This window comes from Maribacter algarum (ex Zhang et al. 2020), from assembly GCF_005885635.1.
GTDB lineage: Bacteria > Bacteroidota > Bacteroidia > Flavobacteriales > Flavobacteriaceae > Maribacter_C > Maribacter_C algarum.
Map to the genome: position 1 here is coordinate 540,519 of NZ_VATY01000001.1, position 19,380 is coordinate 559,898.

13 protein-coding genes and 1 tRNA gene are annotated in these 19,380 nt (G+C 39.0%); 5 read left to right on the forward strand and 9 right to left on the reverse strand.

Features of this window, described 5'->3' with window-relative positions; all coding sequences use genetic code 11:
- Positions 1–29 precede the first annotated feature (29 nt).
- Entirely contained in the window at positions 30–3,203 is a 3,174-nt protein-coding gene (locus FEE95_RS02330; protein ID WP_138656218.1) for a TAT-variant-translocated molybdopterin oxidoreductase, read from the reverse strand.
- 35 nt (positions 3,204–3,238) lie between these two features.
- Positions 3,239–4,603, reverse strand: coding sequence for a cytochrome c3 family protein (locus FEE95_RS02335; protein WP_138656219.1), 1,365 nt, complete (start codon positions 4,601–4,603; stop codon positions 3,239–3,241).
- A gap of 234 nt (positions 4,604–4,837) precedes the next feature.
- Here FEE95_RS02335 and FEE95_RS02340 point away from each other — a divergent pair, with 234 nt between their 5' ends.
- The gene (locus FEE95_RS02340; RefSeq protein ID WP_138656220.1) at positions 4,838–5,200 is read left to right on the forward strand and encodes an SPOR domain-containing protein; all 363 of its coding nucleotides are present in this window, start codon (positions 4,838–4,840) and stop codon (positions 5,198–5,200) included.
- A gap of 59 nt (positions 5,201–5,259) precedes the next feature.
- Here the strand turns inward: FEE95_RS02340 and infB are convergent, their stop codons facing one another.
- The 3 genes from infB to rimP are packed head-to-tail and all read right to left on the reverse strand — an operon-like array spanning position 5,260 to position 9,750.
- Positions 5,260–7,989 carry a translation initiation factor IF-2 gene (infB, locus tag FEE95_RS02345; protein WP_138656221.1) on the reverse strand — a complete coding sequence of 910 codons (2,730 nt, stop codon included), beginning with the start codon at positions 7,987–7,989 and terminating at the stop codon, positions 5,260–5,262.
- 52 nt (positions 7,990–8,041) lie between these two features.
- Positions 8,042–9,274: a transcription termination factor NusA gene (nusA, locus tag FEE95_RS02350; protein WP_138656222.1), complete on the reverse strand. Its 1,233-nt coding sequence runs from the start codon at positions 9,272–9,274 to the stop codon at positions 8,042–8,044.
- 14 nt (positions 9,275–9,288) lie between these two features.
- The gene (rimP, locus tag FEE95_RS02355) at positions 9,289–9,750 is read right to left on the reverse strand and encodes a ribosome assembly cofactor RimP (protein ID WP_138656223.1); all 462 of its coding nucleotides are present in this window, start codon (positions 9,748–9,750) and stop codon (positions 9,289–9,291) included.
- Positions 9,751–10,040: 290 nt separating this feature from the next.
- On the opposite strand from rimP, the gene FEE95_RS02360 reads away from it, so the two are divergent.
- The gene (locus FEE95_RS02360; protein ID WP_138656224.1) at positions 10,041–11,426 is read left to right on the forward strand and encodes a cation:proton antiporter domain-containing protein; all 1,386 of its coding nucleotides are present in this window, start codon (positions 10,041–10,043) and stop codon (positions 11,424–11,426) included.
- A gap of 106 nt (positions 11,427–11,532) precedes the next feature.
- On the forward strand, positions 11,533–11,919 hold the full coding sequence (locus FEE95_RS02365) for a hypothetical protein (protein WP_138656225.1): 387 nt from the start codon (positions 11,533–11,535) through the stop codon (positions 11,917–11,919).
- A 48-nt stretch (positions 11,920–11,967) separates the two neighbouring features.
- Here FEE95_RS02365 and FEE95_RS02370 read toward each other — a convergent pair.
- Positions 11,968–12,039: transfer RNA gene (locus FEE95_RS02370), tRNA-Gln, on the reverse strand.
- Between the two features lie 351 nt (positions 12,040–12,390).
- Here FEE95_RS02370 and FEE95_RS02375 point away from each other — a divergent pair.
- Complete coding sequence (locus FEE95_RS02375; RefSeq protein ID WP_138656226.1) at positions 12,391–15,756, forward strand: protein O-mannosyl-transferase family; 3,366 nt, start codon at positions 12,391–12,393, stop codon at positions 15,754–15,756.
- Between the two features lie 185 nt (positions 15,757–15,941).
- Here the strand turns inward: FEE95_RS02375 and FEE95_RS02380 are convergent, their stop codons facing one another.
- The 3 genes from FEE95_RS02380 to FEE95_RS02390 form a co-directional block, all read right to left on the reverse strand.
- Entirely contained in the window at positions 15,942–16,238 is a 297-nt protein-coding gene (locus FEE95_RS02380) for a thioredoxin family protein (protein WP_138656227.1), read from the reverse strand.
- A gap of 91 nt (positions 16,239–16,329) precedes the next feature.
- Positions 16,330–17,559 (reverse strand): metallophosphoesterase, encoded by a 1,230-nt coding sequence (locus tag FEE95_RS02385; RefSeq protein ID WP_138656228.1) that lies wholly within the window; start codon positions 17,557–17,559, stop codon positions 16,330–16,332.
- A 57-nt stretch (positions 17,560–17,616) separates the two neighbouring features.
- Entirely contained in the window at positions 17,617–18,339 is a 723-nt protein-coding gene (locus tag FEE95_RS02390) for a copper homeostasis protein CutC (protein ID WP_138656229.1), read from the reverse strand.
- 41 nt (positions 18,340–18,380) lie between these two features.
- Between FEE95_RS02390 and FEE95_RS02395 the strand changes: the two genes are divergently transcribed.
- Positions 18,381–19,376 carry an isoaspartyl peptidase/L-asparaginase family protein gene (locus FEE95_RS02395; RefSeq protein ID WP_138656230.1) on the forward strand — a complete coding sequence of 332 codons (996 nt, stop codon included), beginning with the start codon at positions 18,381–18,383 and terminating at the stop codon, positions 19,374–19,376.
- Positions 19,377–19,380 lie beyond the last annotated feature (4 nt).

Sequence of the window (19,380 nt, forward strand, 5' to 3'; positions counted from 1 at the left end):
TATTATAGTTACTTACTTTACTGTATTGGTTATGCTTCTGTTGTATTTCTTACTTTCACATGATAGAATACGTTTGGTTTTGTTCCTACGTGCTCTAACAAGTGATACATACGGTCGCTTTCTTTCAGTTCAGCGACTTCACTTTCTTTGTCATTTATATCTCCGAAAACAATTGCACCATTGCTACATGCAGAAGAACAAGCCGTTTGGAACTCATCATCAGCTACTGGACGACCGTCTCTCTTCGCATCCAAAATGCTTTTTTGTGTTTTCTGAATACACATAGAACACTTTTCGATCACTCCTCTTGAACGAACGTTCACATCAGGATTCACGACCATCTTGCCCAAGTCGTTGTTCATATGGAAATCAAACTCGTCATTGTTATTGTACAAGAACCAGTTGAAACGACGTACTTTATACGGACAGTTGTTTGCACAGTATCTTGTACCCACACATCTATTGTAAGCCATGTGGTTTTGACCTTGACGGCTATGAGATGTTGCCGCAACCGGACAAACCGTTTCACAAGGCGCATGGTTACAGTGCTGACACATTACGGGCTGGAAAGCCACCTGCGGATTTGCAGAAGGTTCTTCCAACCTATCAAAAGTGGAAAGAGAGCCATCCCCTTCGCGATCTCCAAACATATAATTCCCAAGACCAACACCATCAGCATCGTCCTTTTCTATATCATCAGCTTCAAAAGTATCTTCAGAAGAATAGTATCTATCAATACGAAGCCAGTGCATATCTCTTGACTTTCTGACTTCTTGCTTACCAACAACAGGAACATTGTTTTCTGCATGGCAAGCAATAACGCAAGCACCACAACCAGTACAAGCATTTAAATCAATTGACATGTTGAAATGATGCCCAATAGAGCGATCAAAACTATCCCAAAGGTCTACTGAAGTTGCAGGAACTTCCTGATGATTCAAAGAAACAACGGGAACGTGATTCCATTCTGCATGGTCTTTTGTGTTGAAAATCTCCAAAGTAGTTTCTTTGATGATATCGCCTCTACCCATCATGGTTTTATGCAACTGAACACATGCAAATTCATGCATTCCAACTGCTTTTTCAATCTTGACCGATTGTATATTATTGAAGTCTTGATACAAAGCAAAAGCATTTACGCCAGTTTGCATCTCAGATTTCATTCCCGCTTTCTTTCCATAGCCGAAAGACAGTCCTGCAGTTCCTTTTGCTTGACCAGGCTGGATAATTACAGGAACATTATTTACTGGAATGCCATTTACAGTTAAGTTGGCATAGCTTCCGTCTAATCCTCCGTTAGCCACATTTTCGTTTATCAAGCCTAGCGTTTGTGCATCTGCTTTGGAAACGGTAACATAGTTATCCCAAGAAACACGAGTTATTGGGTCAGGAAATTCTTGCAACCACGGGTTGTTCGCTTGTTGACCATCACCCATACCCACTTTAGAGTATAAAGTAAGCTCCATTCCATCTGCTCCTGTAGCGCTTGCTAAACTTCGTACTGCTGAAGAGATGGAAGTTGACGAAGACATCATTTGTTCCTCATCAATCACAGTATCCGCTTCTTCACTAGCCGTTGTCGCCATTGCGACAAGCTCTGCAGCATCATTTACTATTGCATCACCACCTGCTACAAAAACGCCGTCGTGAATCGCTTTATTAAAGTCACTTCCATTTAAAACAAAAGTGTTCCAAGTTTCTTTGATATAATCGTAATAGCTCTTGTCATTACCCATCCATTTTAAAACAGATGCTTGAAATTGTCTTGTATCGAACAATTCCTTGATGGTAGGTTGCATTAAGCTATAGTGTCCCTTTTTAATTTGAGCATCACCCCAAGACTCCAAGTAATGGTTAGAAGCAGCAGCATAAGTTGAAACAGCAGATGTTTCATTCCAGTTCGTTGAGAAAGTCACAGAGAGACCTACATTTTCAATACCGGTTTTAAATTCAGCTGCATTCGGTAAAGAGTACATTGGGTTTACACCATCAATGATTAAGGCTCCCACTTTACCAGCATTCATGTCAGCGATAAGCGACTGAACAGCCTTTGTGTTTCCCTGTCTTGTATATCTAGGCGCTTTTGAATCAAAAGCCTTACTACCCAACATTTCATTGATTGCTAAAACAACCGTTTGAACGTTGATATCATCTATTCCAGAAACAACTACAGCTCCGCTTTTGTTCTTTCTAATTTGAGCGATAAGAATATCCAATACTTTTTGAGCATCAGCAGGAAGCTCGCCACCAGCGTTCGTTCCATTTAGCTTTGCATACAAATATGCCAAAGCTACTTTTTGGAACTGAGAGCTTAGCGCAACACGTTTATCCGCATTTGCTCCAGTCAAAGACATGTTTGCCTCGAACTGAACGTGTTTTGACATTTTTCCGTTCTTCGGAACACGACCTTTTGAATAGCCACTATCATAACCTCCACCTTGCCAGTCTCCTAGGAAATCAGCACCGAAAGAAACAATGATATCCGCATTCTCAAAGTTATAATCCGCAAGTGCACGCTCACCATATTTTGCCTCAAAAGCTGATAAAGCAGCCTCCTCTGATATGGCGTCGTATGTTACATGATTTACTGTAGGATAAGCCGCTTTCAGCTCCTCTAACAATCTTGAAGTAGACGGACTAGCATAGGTCTGCGTCAATAAAGCGATTTGCTTTCCTGAACCTAATTTTGACTTTACAGCAGCATCGATAACATCCCAAGATACATCATCACCAGCCCCAGATTTAGGACCTTGCAATCTTGTACTATCATATAGAGACAAAACAGATGCCTGAACACGAGCATTCGCACTTCCAGCTACTTTAGCCTCTTTATTATTTTCAACTTTTATTGGTCTTCCTTCACGCGTCTTAATTAAGATACTCGCAAAGTCAAAACCATTTGCAATTGTAGTAGCATAGTAGTTCGCAACTCCAGGAACTATATTCTCAGGAGCAACAACATAAGGGATAGACTTGATAACCGGTCCTTCACAAGCAGCCAAAGACGCGGCTGCTGTGCTAAAACCAACATATTTTAAGAAGTCCCTTCTATTAGTATTGGTGGATTCCAAAGTTTCTTTATCACCCAAAAACTCATCAACAGGAATATCTTCAACGAATTCATTCTGCCTTAGCGCCTCAACAATGGAATCGTTAGGATTTAACTCCGCTTCGCTTTTCCAATATTTTTTGTTTGATGCCATACGTATATCTGTAATTAGCTACTTTATCGTTTGTATTAATAGTGACACTTTCCACACTCTAGACCACCCATCTGCGCAGCAGTTAGCGTCTCAACTCCATATTTCTTAGAAAGTTCCTCATGTATTTTCGCGTAGTATTCGTTACCTTCAACCTGCACATTCGTCTCACGGTGACAATTTATACACCAACCCATGGTCAATGGAGAATATTGATACATAATTTCCATTTCCTCTACAGGTCCGTGACAAGTTTGGCATTCAATCTTACCAACTTCAACGTGTTGTGAGTGATTGAAATATGCAAAATCAGGAAGATTATGAATTCGAACCCACTCTACTGGCTTCGTATCGCCAGTATATTTTTGATTTTCTTCATCCCATCCAACGGCAGCATATAACTTTTTGATTTCACCTGTATAGAAATCATTCGTGTAACCATTTGCCAAATCTTCTTGACTAGGAGCTTCTCCAGCAACCCCGGTATACTCGTATATAGACTTGTGACAGTTCATACAAACATTCAAAGAAGGAATTCCTGAATGTTTTGATTTACGTGCCGAAGAGTGACAGTACTTACACTCTATTTTGTTTGTTCCTGCATGTATTTTGTGCGAATAATGTATAGGCTGGATTGGTGCATATCCTTGATCAACACCCACTTGCATCATCCATCCGTAAGCGAAATATCCGCTTCCTAACAAAAGGAAAATAACCGTGCATAAAACCAAAAACTGATTCTTAGCAAAAGCTTTCCAAATTGGTGTTCTTTCTTCAGCATTCTCATCAGCAACAACCACCCCATTGGCTTCGGCAATTCTTCTTAGCGTTTTATTGACCAAGAAAAGCATCATTACCAAAAGGGCAAAAACCAGAACTAAGGCGCCCAAGATGATTTCGTTGGATATGCCCGGTTCGTTTGACACGATTGGAATTGTTTTAGTTTCCTTTTCCCCACCATTATCAATTACTGGGACCGTGTAAGCTAAAATATTATCAATATCTGCATTTGACAAGGTCGGAAAGGCGGTCATTGCAGCTTGATTATATTCATTATAAATCTTAACCGCATAGGCATCACCAGATTTAATCATACCTGGACTATTCTTAATCCAAGCATATAACCATTCGCGATCCAAGCCTTCATCTTCCGCCAGACGAGCCTCAACATTTGCTAGTGCCGGACCAGTCATTTTTCGATTTAAGGCATGACAAGCGGCACAATTCTGATTAAAAAGTTGCTTCCCTTTCACCGCATCACCACTAGAAGCATCTTCAGTGGCTGCTGGCTCTTCGGCGACAACTTCGTTTTGTGCAAAAAGTGAAATAGAGGAGAGTAGAAAAACTACTAGACTGATACCTAAAACTTTAGAAATTTGATTGCGGTAAGTAACCTTTTTCATATACAGAATATTTCAATCTAAATCTTGGCACGATAATTTATATACTTAAGAATGTAGGTTAGAATTATCGCTTCCTAAATTGGATGCAAAAATACGACACAGACTTTATTTAGAAAATCTTAACGTATTGATAATTTCTAATTTATAATTGTTCTAAATAAAGATGAATTTCTTTCCTATGAAAGATAAAAAATTACTTTTGTACGTACCTATACAAGACCTTTAGCAGAAAACATGAAAACACTGACATACATACTTCTATTCACCTTTTCGTCTACTTTTGTCCTTGCGCAAACAGGAGAAATTACAATTGACCAAGATGAAAAAATTGAAGCGCTTTTAGAGATTTATAAGTCCGCCGGTAGCTCTGGATATTATACCATTCAAGTAGGTTTTGTAAGCTCAAACCAAAAAGCAAATGACCTTAGGTCATTAGTAAATATAGACTTCCCCAATTTATCTTCGAGGGTTGATTTTGATTCCCCCACTTATAGAGTAAAAGTAGGTAGATTCAAAACAAAGTTGGAGGGTGAAAGAAAGCTCCAAGAAGTTAGACGAAAATATCCTGCCGCGATGTTATTAAAACCAAAAAAATAGAGCCAATTGGCTCTATTTTTTTGTCTTAATGGTAGATTTTTCTACCTAAATACTTTAATTTATTTTAGCTTTTTCGCAACAGCTACTTCTTGGAACGCTTCCACAATATCGCCTTCCTTGATATCATTGTAGTTCTTAATTTGAAGACCACAATCATACCCTTTTGCAACTTCTTTCACATCATCTTTGAATCGTTTCAATGAAGCAAATTCACCTGTGTAAATAACAACCCCATCACGAATCAATCGTATGTTTGAGTTTCTATAAATCTTACCGATAGTTACCATACATCCAGCAATGGTACCGATCTTAGAAATTTTGAAGGTCTCACGTATTTCAGCAGTACCTGTAATCTCCTCTTTCATTTCAGGAGAAAGCATTCCTTCCATAGCGTCCTTCAAATCATTTATGGCATCATAAATAATAGAATACATACGGATATCGATTTCTTCCTTATCGGCTATCTGCCTAGCATTGCCCATTGGCCTAACATTGAATCCAATAATAACCGCATCGGAAGCAGAAGCCAACAATACATCTGATTCTGTTATCGGACCAACAGCTTTATGGATAATATTTACCTGTATCTCATCTGTGGACAATTTCTGGAAAGAATCAGTAAGTGCTTCTACAGAACCATCAACATCACCTTTTAAGATAATGTTCAATTCTTTAAAGTCGCCTAAAGCAATACGCCTTCCAATCTCGTCGAGTGTGATGTGACGTTGTGTTCTTACAGATTGTTCTCTCTGAAGCTGCGAACGTCTTGTGGCAATCTGCTTTGCTTCACGTTCATCATCCAATACATTGAATTTATCACCAGCTTGAGGTGCACCGTCCAATCCTAAAATAGAAATAGGCTGCGAAGGACCTGCTTTTTTTACAATTTTACCTCGTTCATCCTGCATGGCCTTTACCTTACCACTGCAAGTTCCGGCGAGAACGTAATCACCAATTTTAAGGGTTCCTGCCTGCACCAAAATAGTTGAAACATAACCTTTTCCTTTGTCCAAGAATGCCTCTACCACAGTACCATTGGCGAGCTTGTCTGGATTGGCCTTCAACTCCAATAATTCAGCTTCAAGCAATACCTTTTCTAATAATTCCTTAACACCATCACCTGTCTTGGCGGAAATATCGTGTGATTGTATTTTACCACCCCAATCTTCTACCAACAAATTCATATTTGCCAAACCTTCTTTGATCTTATCAGGATTTGCGGTTGGTCTATCTATCTTATTAATTGCAAAAACAATGGGAACTCCCGCCGCTTGAGCATGACTGATTGCCTCCTTAGTTTGTGGCATGATATCATCATCAGCCGCAATCACAATAATAGCGATATCAGTTACTTGAGCACCACGTGCACGCATCGCGGTAAAGGCTTCGTGACCCGGTGTATCTAGAAAGGCTATTTTTTGACCATCTGCTAATGTCACTCCATAAGCTCCTATATGCTGCGTAATTCCACCACTCTCCCCTGCAATAACGTTTTCTTCACGAATATGATCTAACAGCGACGTTTTACCATGGTCAACGTGACCCATTACCGTAACAATTGGAGCTCTTGGCTGTAAATCTTCTGGGGCATCTTCCGCCTCTTGAATCGTCTCCTCAATATCAGCGGTTACAAACTCAACATCATATCCGAATTCATCGGCAACAATAGAAAGTGTTTCAGCATCCAGACGTTGGTTCATGGTTACCATCAACCCAAGTGACATACAAGCCGAAATAATCTCGGTGGTTGAGACATCCATCATGGTAGCAACCTCATTAGCTGTTACAAACTCGGTAACTTTAAGTGTTTTGCTTTCTATTTCTTGTAATTCAGCATCAACATCCATCTGTTCACGATGCTGCTCTCTCTTGTTTCTGCGATACTTCGCTCCTTTTCCTTTTTTCGATTTACCCTGAAGTTTCTCAAGAGTTTCACGAACTTGTTTTTGCACATCGGCTTCAGTAGGCTCGACCTTTGGCGCTCCAAAACGTTGCCCTCCTCCCTTACGATTTCCACCTCCGGAATTAGCACCTCTAGGACCTGTTCCTCTTCCGGAAGTTGAACCAGGCTTATTGCTAATAATCCGTTTACGCTTACGCTTTTCGGTATTCGCTGCGGGCTTCGCTTCTTCTTTCTTTTTCTTCGGCTTTTGAAATTTGGTGAGATCTATCTTATCACCCATAATTTTCGGCCCAGAAAGCTTTTTATATTGGGTTTGAATCTTCTCATCCACTGGAGCTTCCTCAGCAGCGGGCGTCTCACCTTCAGCAGCTTTGGATTTTACCTTAGCTTCAACAACCTCATCTGTCTTAACCTCATCTTTTGCAGATTTGGCAACCTCAGAAACCTTAGGCTCTTCTGCAGTAGGTGCTTCCTCTTTTATTGGAGCTTCTTCTTTTACAGCAGCTTTCTCTTTTTTCTTCGGATTTAAATCTATTTTCCCAACAGTCTTTGGACCGCTAAGTTCGGCCTTAGCTTTGATGACTTCCGAGGCAGCAGCTCGTTTCTCACGCGCCATCCTTCTTTCTTCTTGCTCCTGCTCTAATTGAACTCTAATAGCCTCTTTCTCTTTCCTCTTTTCCTCTCCAACTTCTTTTGATGCAACTTTCTTGCTCATATCAGTCTGGAACTCGTCCAACAACACCTGATGCACCTCTTCGGAAATCTTGGTGGTTGGGCGCGCCTCTATTTCATGGCCTTTTGACGATAGATAGTCCACCGCTCTGTCCAATGAAATATTAAGTTCTCTAAGAACCTTATTAAGCCTTATTGTTGCATTATCTGCCATAAATTCAAATTCCTATTCTTGTAATACCTTATAAAACACCGCTAATATATAGCTATTCTTCTAATTCTGCTTTTAGTATGCGTACAACTTCTGTAATTGTCTCTTCTTCAAGATCTGTTCTTTTAACTAGGTCCGCCACATCTTGCTCTAAAACACTTCTTGCCGTATCCATTCCTATTTTCTTAAACTCATCGATAATCCAAGCATCGATTTCATCTGAAAACTCGGTCAATTCCACATCTTCTTCAACACCTTCACGGAAAACATCAATCTCATAACCCGTTAATTGACCGGCTAATCGAATATTATGACCCCCTCTACCTATTGCTTTAGAAACTTCTTCTGGCTTCAAGTAAACTTGAGCTGTCATTTTCTCATCATTCAATTTTACCGATGAAACTCGTGCCGGACTTAAAGCTCTAGTAACTAATAATTGAGGATTGTTCGTCCAGTTGATGACATCTATATTTTCATTCCCCAATTCACGCACAATACCGTGAATACGAGACCCTTTCATACCTACACATGCACCTACGGGATCGATACGGTCGTCATAAGAATCAACCGCCACTTTTGCTTTTTCCCCAGGTATACGAACTGCTTTCTTAATAGAAATCAAACCATCAAAAACCTCAGGAATTTCTTGAAAGAATAATTGCTCTAAAAATCTAGGCGAACTACGCGACATGATAATCGCAGGCTTGTTACCTTTCAATTCAACACTCTCAATAATACCTCTTACATTATCTCCTTTTCTAAAGAAGTCAGACGGAATCTGTCTGTCTTTCGGAAGAATAATCTCATTACCTTCATCATCTAACAAGATAATTGCCTTATGACGAATATGATGCACTTCGGCAGTATAAATTTCTCCTTCAAGATCCTTGAACTGTTTGTAAATTGTAGTATTATCATGCTCATGAATTTTAGAAATCAGATTCTGACGTAAAGCCAAAATTGCCCTTCTTCCTAAATCCATTAACTTTACTTCCTCAGACACATCTTCTCCAACTTCAAAATCAGGCTCTATTTTTTGAGCTTCAGAAAGTGAAATTTCTTCATTAGGCTCCTCAACTTCACCATCTTCAACTACGATACGGTTTCTCCATATCTCCAAATCCCCTTTGTCGGGGTTGATGATTATATCAAAGTTATCATCCGATCCAAACTTTTTCTTCAGGGCATTTCGAAATACATCTTCCAAAATAGCCATCAACGTTACTCTATCTATGAATTTATCATCTTTAAACTCTGAGAAAGATTCTATTAACGCAATATTTTCCATGGGTCTGTTTCCTATTAAAATTTAAGTATAACTTTTGCTTCTTTTATCTCAGAAAAATTAATCTCTTTCTTCTTCTGAACTGTATGCTTCCCTTTTCCTATGGGTTTGGGTTCCCGTGCTTTCCACTCTAAAACGATATTATCTTCTGTAGCCGCCGTCAAATTACCTTCAAAGGTTTCCTCAGCTGTTCTAACTGCTACTTTCCTACCAACATTCTTTTTATACTGACGCGGCAAAACCATCGGCGAAGCGGCTCCTGCCGAAGCTACTTCCAAAGAAAAGTCTTGCTCTTCCCGATCTAAATTATGCTCAATTGCGCGACTGATTTTCATGCAATCTTGAACTGTAACCCCTTTATCTCCATCTAAAACCACATTGATTTTGTTATCCGTAGAGATAGAAAAATCAATCAAAAACAGATTTCCATCTTCCTCTAATGCATCATTCAAAAGTGTCTCGACCTGCTTTTTAAACATATCTTTTATCTAATTTTGAAAGACCCTGAAATTTTTCAGGGTTGCTGAAACAAAGTTTCAGCAATAAAAAAGAGGACTTAATGTCCCCTCATGAATAAAAAATCTATCCTTTCAGTCGCGCAAATATACATTTATTTTTGTTTTTCTGCAATTCTACGGATCCACTTAATTTTACCTTTTCAAAGATTCTATTTATTCAATAATCCACCACTTGACACAATAATATCGTATTAAATGCTATTTTTAATATATCGAGAACCATAGTTCTAATCACAAAAACCAAATAACCAATGGAAATTTTGTCTTCTTACAACCTCATTATTGGGGCTTCACTTATCGTAGTTCTATCATTTTGGTTTAACGGAATTTCAAAAAAGACAAACATCCCTTCGGTATTGATGCTGATTGTTTTGGGGGTACTTATTAATATAGGGCTTGGCTTTTTCATTCACGGTGATGTGAATTTTGGCGATTCCCTTGGAGGCACTCTTGAAATCTTAGGAACAGTCGGACTTATCATGATAGTCTTAGAAGCTGCCCTCGAGCTTGAACTCAAAAAGGAAAAGACTATTCCTATTCTAAAATCGATGGCAATTGCACTGATTGGTTTGGTAGGATCTGCCTGGGTGGCCGCGCTAATTCTTTTTTATTTTATAGACGGCATGACCATGCAATCAGCTTGGTTATACGCAACACCATTGTCGATTCTTTCAAGTGCGATAATTATTCCTAGTGTAGGCGGCTTAGTTGAAACTAAAAAGGAATTCCATATCTACGAAAGTACCTTCTCTGACATATTCGGTATCATGATGTTCTATTTTCTAGCAGGAGGATTGAACCCTGAAAGCGATGGAGGGGTAGTTGGTTTCGCAGGAAATTTAGTGCTCACCATCGTAATTGCAGTTGTAGCAAGTTATGCCATTATCCTAATTTTTCAACGTATAAAAAGTCAGGCGAAGCTATTTCTTTTGATTGCTGTGCTCTTATTATTATATGCCATCGGAAAACAGATGCACCTTTCATCCTTAATAATTATCTTGATTTTCGGACTGATAATCAAAAACATCAACCTATTCTTTCCTGGCAAAACAAAGATATTTTTAGAAGAAGAACGTATGCATCAAATGTATCATGAATTGCATATCATAACCCTAGAAACTGCATTCGTCGTTCGAACCTTCTTTTTTGTCATCTTCGGAATAACCATAGTTTTATCATCACTTCTTAGTTTAAAAGTGGCGTTGGTGAGTATTTTAATCATCATTTCTATTTATGCGATTCGCTGGGTTATTCTACGTGTTTTTATCGGGAAGGATATGTTACCCCAACTTTTTATTGCTCCTAGGGGATTGATTACCGTATTGCTTTTCTATGCTATACCTGCACAAGCTGAAGTAGAAGGTTTTGAATCTGGAATTCTACTCTTTGTAATTATCGCAACAAGTTTGATAATGACTTGGGCCATGATTAAAGACAAGCGTAAAATGGGAACAATGCTCGATGAAATCGATGAAGAAATTTTACTTCGCAACGAAGCGGAAGATGCTTTGAATGAACATTCGGAAACATCAGAAGCCATAGAATCTCCTGAGCCAGACGTTTTGGAAAATCCTGAAACAGATGGTGGTATTTCTATGGAAGATTTGGATATTGACGGTGAGTTGCCCGCTGACTAAAGTATTCCAAAAAAGATACCTCATTACACCAAAACCCTTAATTATTGCGTTAGTGAACTGGAATAATTCATGGTTACACCCATATTAAAACGAATTGGCAATCATTATGAAAGCATTTTTTTATATACTATTGGTTTTAGGATTAACTTCAGCTTACTCGCAGGAAAATTGTAAAAACTTTAGAACTGGGAAATTTCAAAATATCGAAAATGGCATTTTAAAGGCAGAGATTCAGAGGAATGATACAATTCAAACTGAAAAATATGGCCAAAAAGAAGTGAAACTTAAAATTGAATGGATTAATGATTGTAGTTATCTACTAAAATTTTTAGAAGGAAATACAGCTTTCTGGAATTCTAGACCTAAGAACAAGCCAACACCTGATTTGATTGTCAGAATAACAGGAACCGAGGGGAATTCATACTTACAAGAATCAAAATTCGATATTGAAGACGCCTTCATCTATAAGAGTAAAATAACTAAAATAGAATAAGGTAAAACTGGATAAAAAATCCCGACACTTTCGTATCGGGACTTTTCGTTGGCCCACAAGGACTCGAACCTTGAATGACGGTACCAAAAACCGGAGTGTTGCCAATTACACCATGGGCCAATCTCTAGAAACTGAACCAAGTTCAGCTTTCGAGCGTGCAAATTTAAAACAATGTTTGGTTTGCACAAACATTTTACATTACAATTATATAAAAAAATGCACCTTTTTGGCTGTTAAAGGTTTATCAAAAATCTATTCGCATATCTATATTTATTCCTAAATTCGCCCCATCGGTTAAACACCTGTGTTATGTTTAGTCCGTTGTGTTGGTTAAGTCGTAGTTATTTTTTGCCAGAACTAGACAAAAAATTAGTGCATAGCCTTTGCTACGGAATCATTTTTTAACGCAGTACTGGTGAAAAAGAACAAGACTTGGGCCGACTAAAACTGGCTCAACATAACACTTGATACATGTTTTCAAAGAACTTCGAAAAATGGGACACTATTCTAGGGTGGTCCGTCTTTTTTATTGCCTTTATCGTTTACTTCATCACGGTTGAACCCACAAGCAGTTTTTGGGATGCTGGTGAATACATTTCCACCTCGGCAAAATTACAAGTTGGTCACCCTCCAGGAGCACCACTAATGCAAATGATTGGGGCATTTTTCGCCATGTTTGCTTTTGGTGATGATCAATTGATAGCTCGAATGGTAAACTTTGTTTCGGGGGCATCAAGTGCCTTTACCATTCTATTCATGTTTTGGACAATTACCAATCTAACCCGAAAGATAATTGACAAAAAAGATACGCTTACAAATAGCAAGGCAATGGCGGTTTTGGGCAGCGGCGTTGTGGGAAGTTTGGCCTTTACTTTTTCCGATAGTTTTTGGTTCAATGCAGTGGAAACCGAAGTATACGCAATGGCAAGTTTTATTATGGCAGCGCTATTATGGATGGGATTAAAATGGATAGACAATTTAGATGACCCAAGGGGAAATCGATGGCTTGTCTTGATTTCTTTTGTTGTAGGACTCACTTTCGGAATTCAATTTATGGGATTTCTTGCCATACCTTCCATTGGTCTTCTCTATTATTTTAAGACGTACAAAAACACTACAATAAAAAACTTTTTACTCGCCAATATTATCGTAATTGCCATTTTAATGTTGGTGTACAAATTCTCACTGACCTTTGTTCTAATGCTTTTTGGAAAGGGTGAAATATTCTTTGTTAATGACATTGGTCTACCCTTTAATTCCGGTTCAATCATCGTCGGACTCTTATTCATCGCAGCCTTCTATTTTGGATTGAGTTATACACGAAAGAACGATTTCAAAGCAGCAAATACGATTGTACTTTGTTTGATGTTCTTGCTCTTAGGGTTTTCTTCTTGGATTATGCTTCCCATTCGCGCAAATGCCAATGTAGTGATTAACGAGAATGATCCGTCTGATGCTCGTTCGCTCCTTGCCTATTACAATCGTGAGCAATACCCAGGTGTTGATAGCCCAGTTTATGGTGCCTACTATTCTGATTTATTTGCCCCGGCTGGAGAAAAAAGAGATTTAGCGCCCAAGTATGAGCGTGATGAGAAATCAGGCAAATACGTCATAGTAAATTTTTATAAAGATGCCGACCAAAGCCCGAGCCCGGACCATGTAGGCCTGCTGCCTAGGATGTGGAGCACCCAGCACGCGGAAAATTATATGCAATATTTCGGTCGACTTGACTTTAAAATGAAGCGATCTAATGAAGAGTTACGTAAGGCCGTAAAACAAGTAAAAGATGGCTACGACAACGGTGAAATTGACGCCGAGCAGTATATCAGCTTCTTAAAGCGTTTCGATGAGTACATTGAGGTACAACCCCCTACCCTTTGGCAGAACATTCAATATATGTTCGAGTTCCAATTTAGCTACATGTATTGGCGCTATTTTATGTGGAACTTTACTGGAAAACAAAATGACGTTCAAGGTCGCTACAACGAAAATGGCAACTGGATTAGTGGAATCAACTTTATCGATAGTATCCGGTTGGGTAGCCAAGAGAATTTACCTAGCGATATCGAAAACAACAAAGGAAGAAATACGTATTTCTTTTTGCCGCTGTTATTGGGAATTATCGGACTGGTATTTCAAATCTCCAAAAACCCGAAACAGTTTTGGGTACTCTTTGTATTCTTTATGTTTACAGGAATAGCAATACAGTTTTACACTAACCCCTACATCTTTCAACCTAGGGAACGTGATTATTCCTTAGTGGGTTCATTCTATATTTTTGCGATTTGGATAGGATTAGGTGTTTATGGGCTTTTCGATGAAATTCGGAAATTACTGAGCGCAAAAATTGCCGCACCCGCCATAACCATAATCTGTCTTTTAGCAGTACCATTTCTAATGGCATTTCAAAATTGGGATGATCACGATCGTTCAAACAAATTTACTGCTCAATCTACCGCGAAAGCCTATCTCGACTCTTGTCAAGAAGACGCGGGCGCTATTTTATTTACTATTGGGGACAATGACACCTTTCCACTTTGGTACGCCCAAGAAATTGAAGGCTATCGAACAGACGTACGTGTAGTCTGCACTAGTCTTTTTGAGACAGATTGGTATGTAGATCAAATGAAACGCAAAGCCTACGAAAGTGACCCTATCCCTTCACAAATAGCGCATGAAAAATACCGTACAGGAAATAGAGATGTGCTGTATCATCAAAACGCGGATCAAATCTTTAATAAAGAAGTTTCTAAAAGTACTTGGAGTGTTCAAGCTTTTATCGAATGGGTAAATGATGATAAACCACAAACCAAGTTCAAATATTATTTGGAACAGATGGGTGCTGATACTTCTGAATATTCAGAAGATGTATTGAACTTTGTGTACTACCCCACTAGAAAATTGCGTATTCCGGTAAACAAGAAAAATGCTCTGGAAAGTGGTTTGGTAAAAGAAAAAGACTCTGCACTATTGGTTGATTATATTGACATTCAACTGCCTGGTGTCATTACCAAAAAGAGCATGATGATGCTAGATATTATGGCCAACTTCGATTGGAAAAGGCCTATCTATTTTTCTGGCGGAAGTTTTGATGATGCGGAATTTATATGGATGAAAGACTATCTACAATTGGATGGTTTGGCGTACAAATTAGTCCCCATTAAAACAGAGAGACCGAACAGTTTTGAAATGGGAAGGATTGATACGGACCTCATGTACAATATTGTCAAAAACTGGGATTGGGGTAATTCAGGTGACCCAGATATCTACCACGATACGCAGACGCGTATTCAAGGTGTTACCTTTAGAGGAAACCTGGCGCGTTTAATGGAGACTTTAATCAAAGAAGGTAAAATCGAAAAAGCAAAAGAAGTAATCGATATTTCAATGACTAATATGCCTATCGACCAATATGGGTATTACACTTTGGTGGAGCCCTTTGTTGATGGATATTATAAAGTGGGAGAAACCACCAAAGCAAGGGCCCTATTCGAGCGTTTGAAAGTAAAATATCAGGAAAGGTTAGACTATGCTGCGAATACAGATTTAGACCAACAGTATGACAAAATTGATGACATCATCGGCGACATGGAAGCCTATCGTAGGAATATTGACGTGCTCATTACCAATAATGATCGAGAATTTGTTGAGAAAGAAACTTTGATTTTCAATGAATACATTGATAAATTCAGTCACTTCTATAAGGATGAAATAGATGAAGGAAGGCCGCCTGTTGACACTTCAGACCCTGATATGTCAGATACGGTTCCTATTTCTGATACGACTCAAATACAAGAAGAAATTCAGGATTCAACGTTAGTGCCAGCAAGTAATTAATAGTTCGTCTTAGCGCGTGAAACGAAGCAATCAGTTGCTATAAATTTATATATCCAAGCTGGACGAGACCAAGATAAACAGATTGCTTCGTCGCAAAAACTACTCGCAAATATGAAGTATTAAAACAGTCTTGTTTATTGAATCTAAGAAAATATCTCGAAGATTCGGGAGTTGACGTCTTTCTTTTAAACGTACTCGTTAAGAATACCTATTAAGGTATTGGCATCTTGCTCACCACTTTGGCGCCATACCATTTCACCTTTTTTGTAGATCATCAATGTTGGCAAACCTTTTACGCGAAGTGCGTTTGAAAGTTCTTTATTTTTGTCCACATCTATTTTTATGACCTTACCTTTATCTCCCAAAGCAGCCGCAACATCGCGAAGAACAGGATGCATAGCAGTGGATTGATCGTTCCAATCGGCATAGAAATCTAACAATACCGGAACCTTTAAATCTATAAGTTCACCAAATTTTGACATATGTATATCATTGGGTTACACGTCAAAAGTAGTAAAAATTGTTAAATTCCTAGAAGTATTGTAGGTTTTTGGGGCTTTAACCGAGTTAAATTCATGTTAAGGATTTCTTTTTCAAGGTTATGACCGTGATTTCCGGCCAAATACCAAATCGACCTGGATAACCCAAAAAGCCAAAACCTCTGTTTACATTTATGAATTGCCCCATTTCCTCATAGATACCTGCCCATTGCTTATAGCGCCATTTAACAGGGCTCCATTTAATCCATCCGGGAATTTCTATGCCAAACTGCATTCCATGGGTATGTCCGCTTAAAGTCAGATGATAATGATAATCATCTGGCACAACTTCTTCTTCCCAATGACTAGGATCGTGGCTCATCAATATTTTAAAGTCCTCTTTTGCAACTAAAGACTTTGCTTTCTGCAAATCACCTGCCTTTTTAAATCCTCCTTTACCCCAGTTTTCAACTCCAATTAGTGCGATACGATCGCCTCCCTTCTGCAAATAGCGACTTTCATTCAATATCAAATCGAAGCCCATTTCCTTTTGAAGACTTTTTAAATCTTCTAAATTGGCCGACTTAGCTTCTGGGGTATCCCACGCGATATAATCTCCATAATCATGATTTCCTAAAACAGAATACTTTCCATCCTTCGCTTTCAAAGTAGAAAAAAGTTCTTTCCAAGGGTGCATCTCTTCAGACTTGTTATTTACCATATCCCCGGTAAATAAGAGCACATCGCTTTCCTGTTGATTTATCAAATCAATGGCATATTCAATCTTTTTCCGATTGTCAAAACTTCCGCTGTGCACATCAGATATTTGGGTAATCTGATAACCATCAAAAGCATCTGGAAGATCCTCATATTCCATGGTATACTTCAACACCTTGAAATTATACTTTCCTCTGAACATTCCATATAACAAGGCTCCAAAAGGCAAAGCTGCAATACCTAGTCCGATTAAACTCAAAAAACGTCTTCTCTCTCCAAAACTGAACTCTTTTTCACTGCCAGCAAATCTTTTATAACCAGCCGATAACACTCGAAATATATCCTCAGAAAAAAGAAATAGTACGGTAATTATTTGAAACGCCAGCATGGCAATTAAAAAGCCAAAAGCATAGCTCTTTGGGCGACTCAAAACGCGACCCGGTTCTTCTCCTACCGTAAATTGAAAAATGAAATTGCCGATAATCAAAAGAGAGAGAGCAATAAAAGTCCAATGCACCCAAGGGTGGCGAGATGCTGTTTTTAAAGCCTGTAAAGTATAAAAACCTAAAAGGAGGTAGAACCCTATAAAAAGTATCCAACGAAGCATATTCAATATTTTGGCAAAGGTATTTTAAATCGAATTCAAGCGAATTGCAATTAGGTTTTATTTAACGGCCTTGATAACTTCCTGAATCACCTCAAAATTCGATACAGGTATGGAATCGTCTGACAACATACTAGGAGAGTTCATTTCAACTTTGGGATCTTCAAAAAGCTTCTGCTTCATTTCAACCCCTGATAAATGTATTGCCTTGAATCCTCTCTCTTTAAACAAATGAGCGTTGCTAGCTTTTATTCCAGAACCGGGCATTATTACAGTACTTGATGCCATATCATGAAGATCAGACAAAAGATCTATACCTTCAACCGCAGTCTTTTGCTGTCCAGAGCTTAATATGGTATCGACACCCATACTTTGAATCCATTCGAGTCCCCAAATTGGGTCGGGCACCCAATCAAAAGCGCGATGAAAGGTAGTTTTGAGACCGTGGTTCATTTCACCCAACTCCCAAAAACGGTTCTCATCAAAAACAAAATTGGGATGTAACATTCCTATTACGATTCCATCAAAGCCCATTTCACCACAAAGCTTGATATTTTCTTTCATAATATTGAACTCGTCATCAGAATAGGTAAAATCTCCACTTCGTGGACGAATAAGTACACGAATCGGAATTGAAATTTTCTTGGCAACCTCTTTTAAAAGTCCATAAGATGGGGTAATTCCACCAACTGCAAGTTCCGAGCAAAGTTCGATTCTATCTGCTCCAGCCTTTTCTGCATTTAAAGCAGATTCCAATGAATTAGCACAAACTTCTACTAGCATTTTACCTATATTTATTTCTCTAAAATAAACAACCAAAATCGATGCAAAGAAGAAACTTCCTAAAAAATTCAAGTGCCGCCGCCGCAGGATTGATTTCCGCTCCCTTGATTGCTTCCTGCAAGGATGAAACGGATACAAAGATCGATACTGGCGATATAGCCCTAACCATTCGCCCCATAGCGATCTGCACTTGGAATTTCGAAAACGCTACCGCCAAAGCTTGGGAGGTTTTAAAAGATGGAGGAGATTCGTTAGATGCAGTTCAGCAAGGGGCCATGGTCGAAGAAGCCGATGTAAACAACCAAACGGTAGGTATTGGCGGAAGACCTGATAGAGACGGCAATGTTACTTTGGATGCATGTATTATGGACAAAAATGGAAACTGCGGAGCGGTTTTAGCGATGCAAAATATTGCTAGTCCTGTTTCAGTAGCGCGTAAGGTCATGGAAGAAACGCCACACGTAATGCTTGCAGGAAAAGGCGCCGAAAAATTCGCCTATGAGCAAGGTTTTGAAAAATTAAATCTACTTACAGAGCAATCCAAACAAGAATGGCTAGAATGGAAAAAAACATCAGAGTACAAGCCCATTATCAATATTGAAAACCACGATACTATTGGTATTTTGGCAATAGATAAAAAGGGTGATATTTCAGGAGCCTGTACCACCAGCGGCATGGCCTATAAATATGCTGGCCGCGTTGGCGATTCTCCAATAATAGGTGCCGGACTTTTTGTCGACAACGAAATAGGTGCAGCCACGGCAACAGGAGTAGGAGAAGAAGTAGTCCGAACCGTGGGCAGTTTTCTAATTGTCGAATTAATGCGACAAGGGAAGTCTCCACAGGAAGCCTGTGAAGAAGGCGTAAAGCGCATCATGTCTAAAAATAAGGGGCGAACTGATTTTCAAATCGGTTTTATCGCTATCAATAAAAAAGGAGAAACCGGTGGGTATTGCATTCAACCTGGTTTCACCTATCGAACCTACTCAGAGGAGGGACATATGAACAATCCTTCGGAATCATTTCTTAAGTCATAAATAG

Coding starts and splice junctions, on each gene's coding strand:
- FEE95_RS02335 (WP_138656219.1), bottom strand. CDS start 4,603: ATGAAAAAGGTTACTTACCGCAATCAAATTTCTAAAGTTTTAGGTATC.
- FEE95_RS02360 (WP_138656224.1), top strand. CDS start 10,041: ATGGAAATTTTGTCTTCTTACAACCTCATTATTGGGGCTTCACTTATC.
- FEE95_RS02390 (WP_138656229.1), bottom strand. CDS start 18,339: ATGCTAGTAGAAGTTTGTGCTAATTCATTGGAATCTGCTTTAAATGCA.
- FEE95_RS02365 (WP_138656225.1), top strand. CDS start 11,533: ATGAAAGCATTTTTTTATATACTATTGGTTTTAGGATTAACTTCAGCT.
- FEE95_RS02385 (WP_138656228.1), bottom strand. CDS start 17,559: ATGCTTCGTTGGATACTTTTTATAGGGTTCTACCTCCTTTTAGGTTTT.
- rimP (WP_138656223.1), bottom strand. CDS start 9,750: ATGTTTAAAAAGCAGGTCGAGACACTTTTGAATGATGCATTAGAGGAA.
- FEE95_RS02330 (WP_138656218.1), bottom strand. CDS start 3,203: ATGGCATCAAACAAAAAATATTGGAAAAGCGAAGCGGAGTTAAATCCT.
- infB (WP_138656221.1), bottom strand. CDS start 7,989: ATGGCAGATAATGCAACAATAAGGCTTAATAAGGTTCTTAGAGAACTT.
- FEE95_RS02340 (WP_138656220.1), top strand. CDS start 4,838: ATGAAAACACTGACATACATACTTCTATTCACCTTTTCGTCTACTTTT.
- FEE95_RS02395 (WP_138656230.1), top strand. CDS start 18,381: ATGCAAAGAAGAAACTTCCTAAAAAATTCAAGTGCCGCCGCCGCAGGA.
- FEE95_RS02375 (WP_138656226.1), top strand. CDS start 12,391: ATGTTTTCAAAGAACTTCGAAAAATGGGACACTATTCTAGGGTGGTCC.
- nusA (WP_138656222.1), bottom strand. CDS start 9,274: ATGGAAAATATTGCGTTAATAGAATCTTTCTCAGAGTTTAAAGATGAT.
- FEE95_RS02380 (WP_138656227.1), bottom strand. CDS start 16,238: ATGTCAAAATTTGGTGAACTTATAGATTTAAAGGTTCCGGTATTGTTA.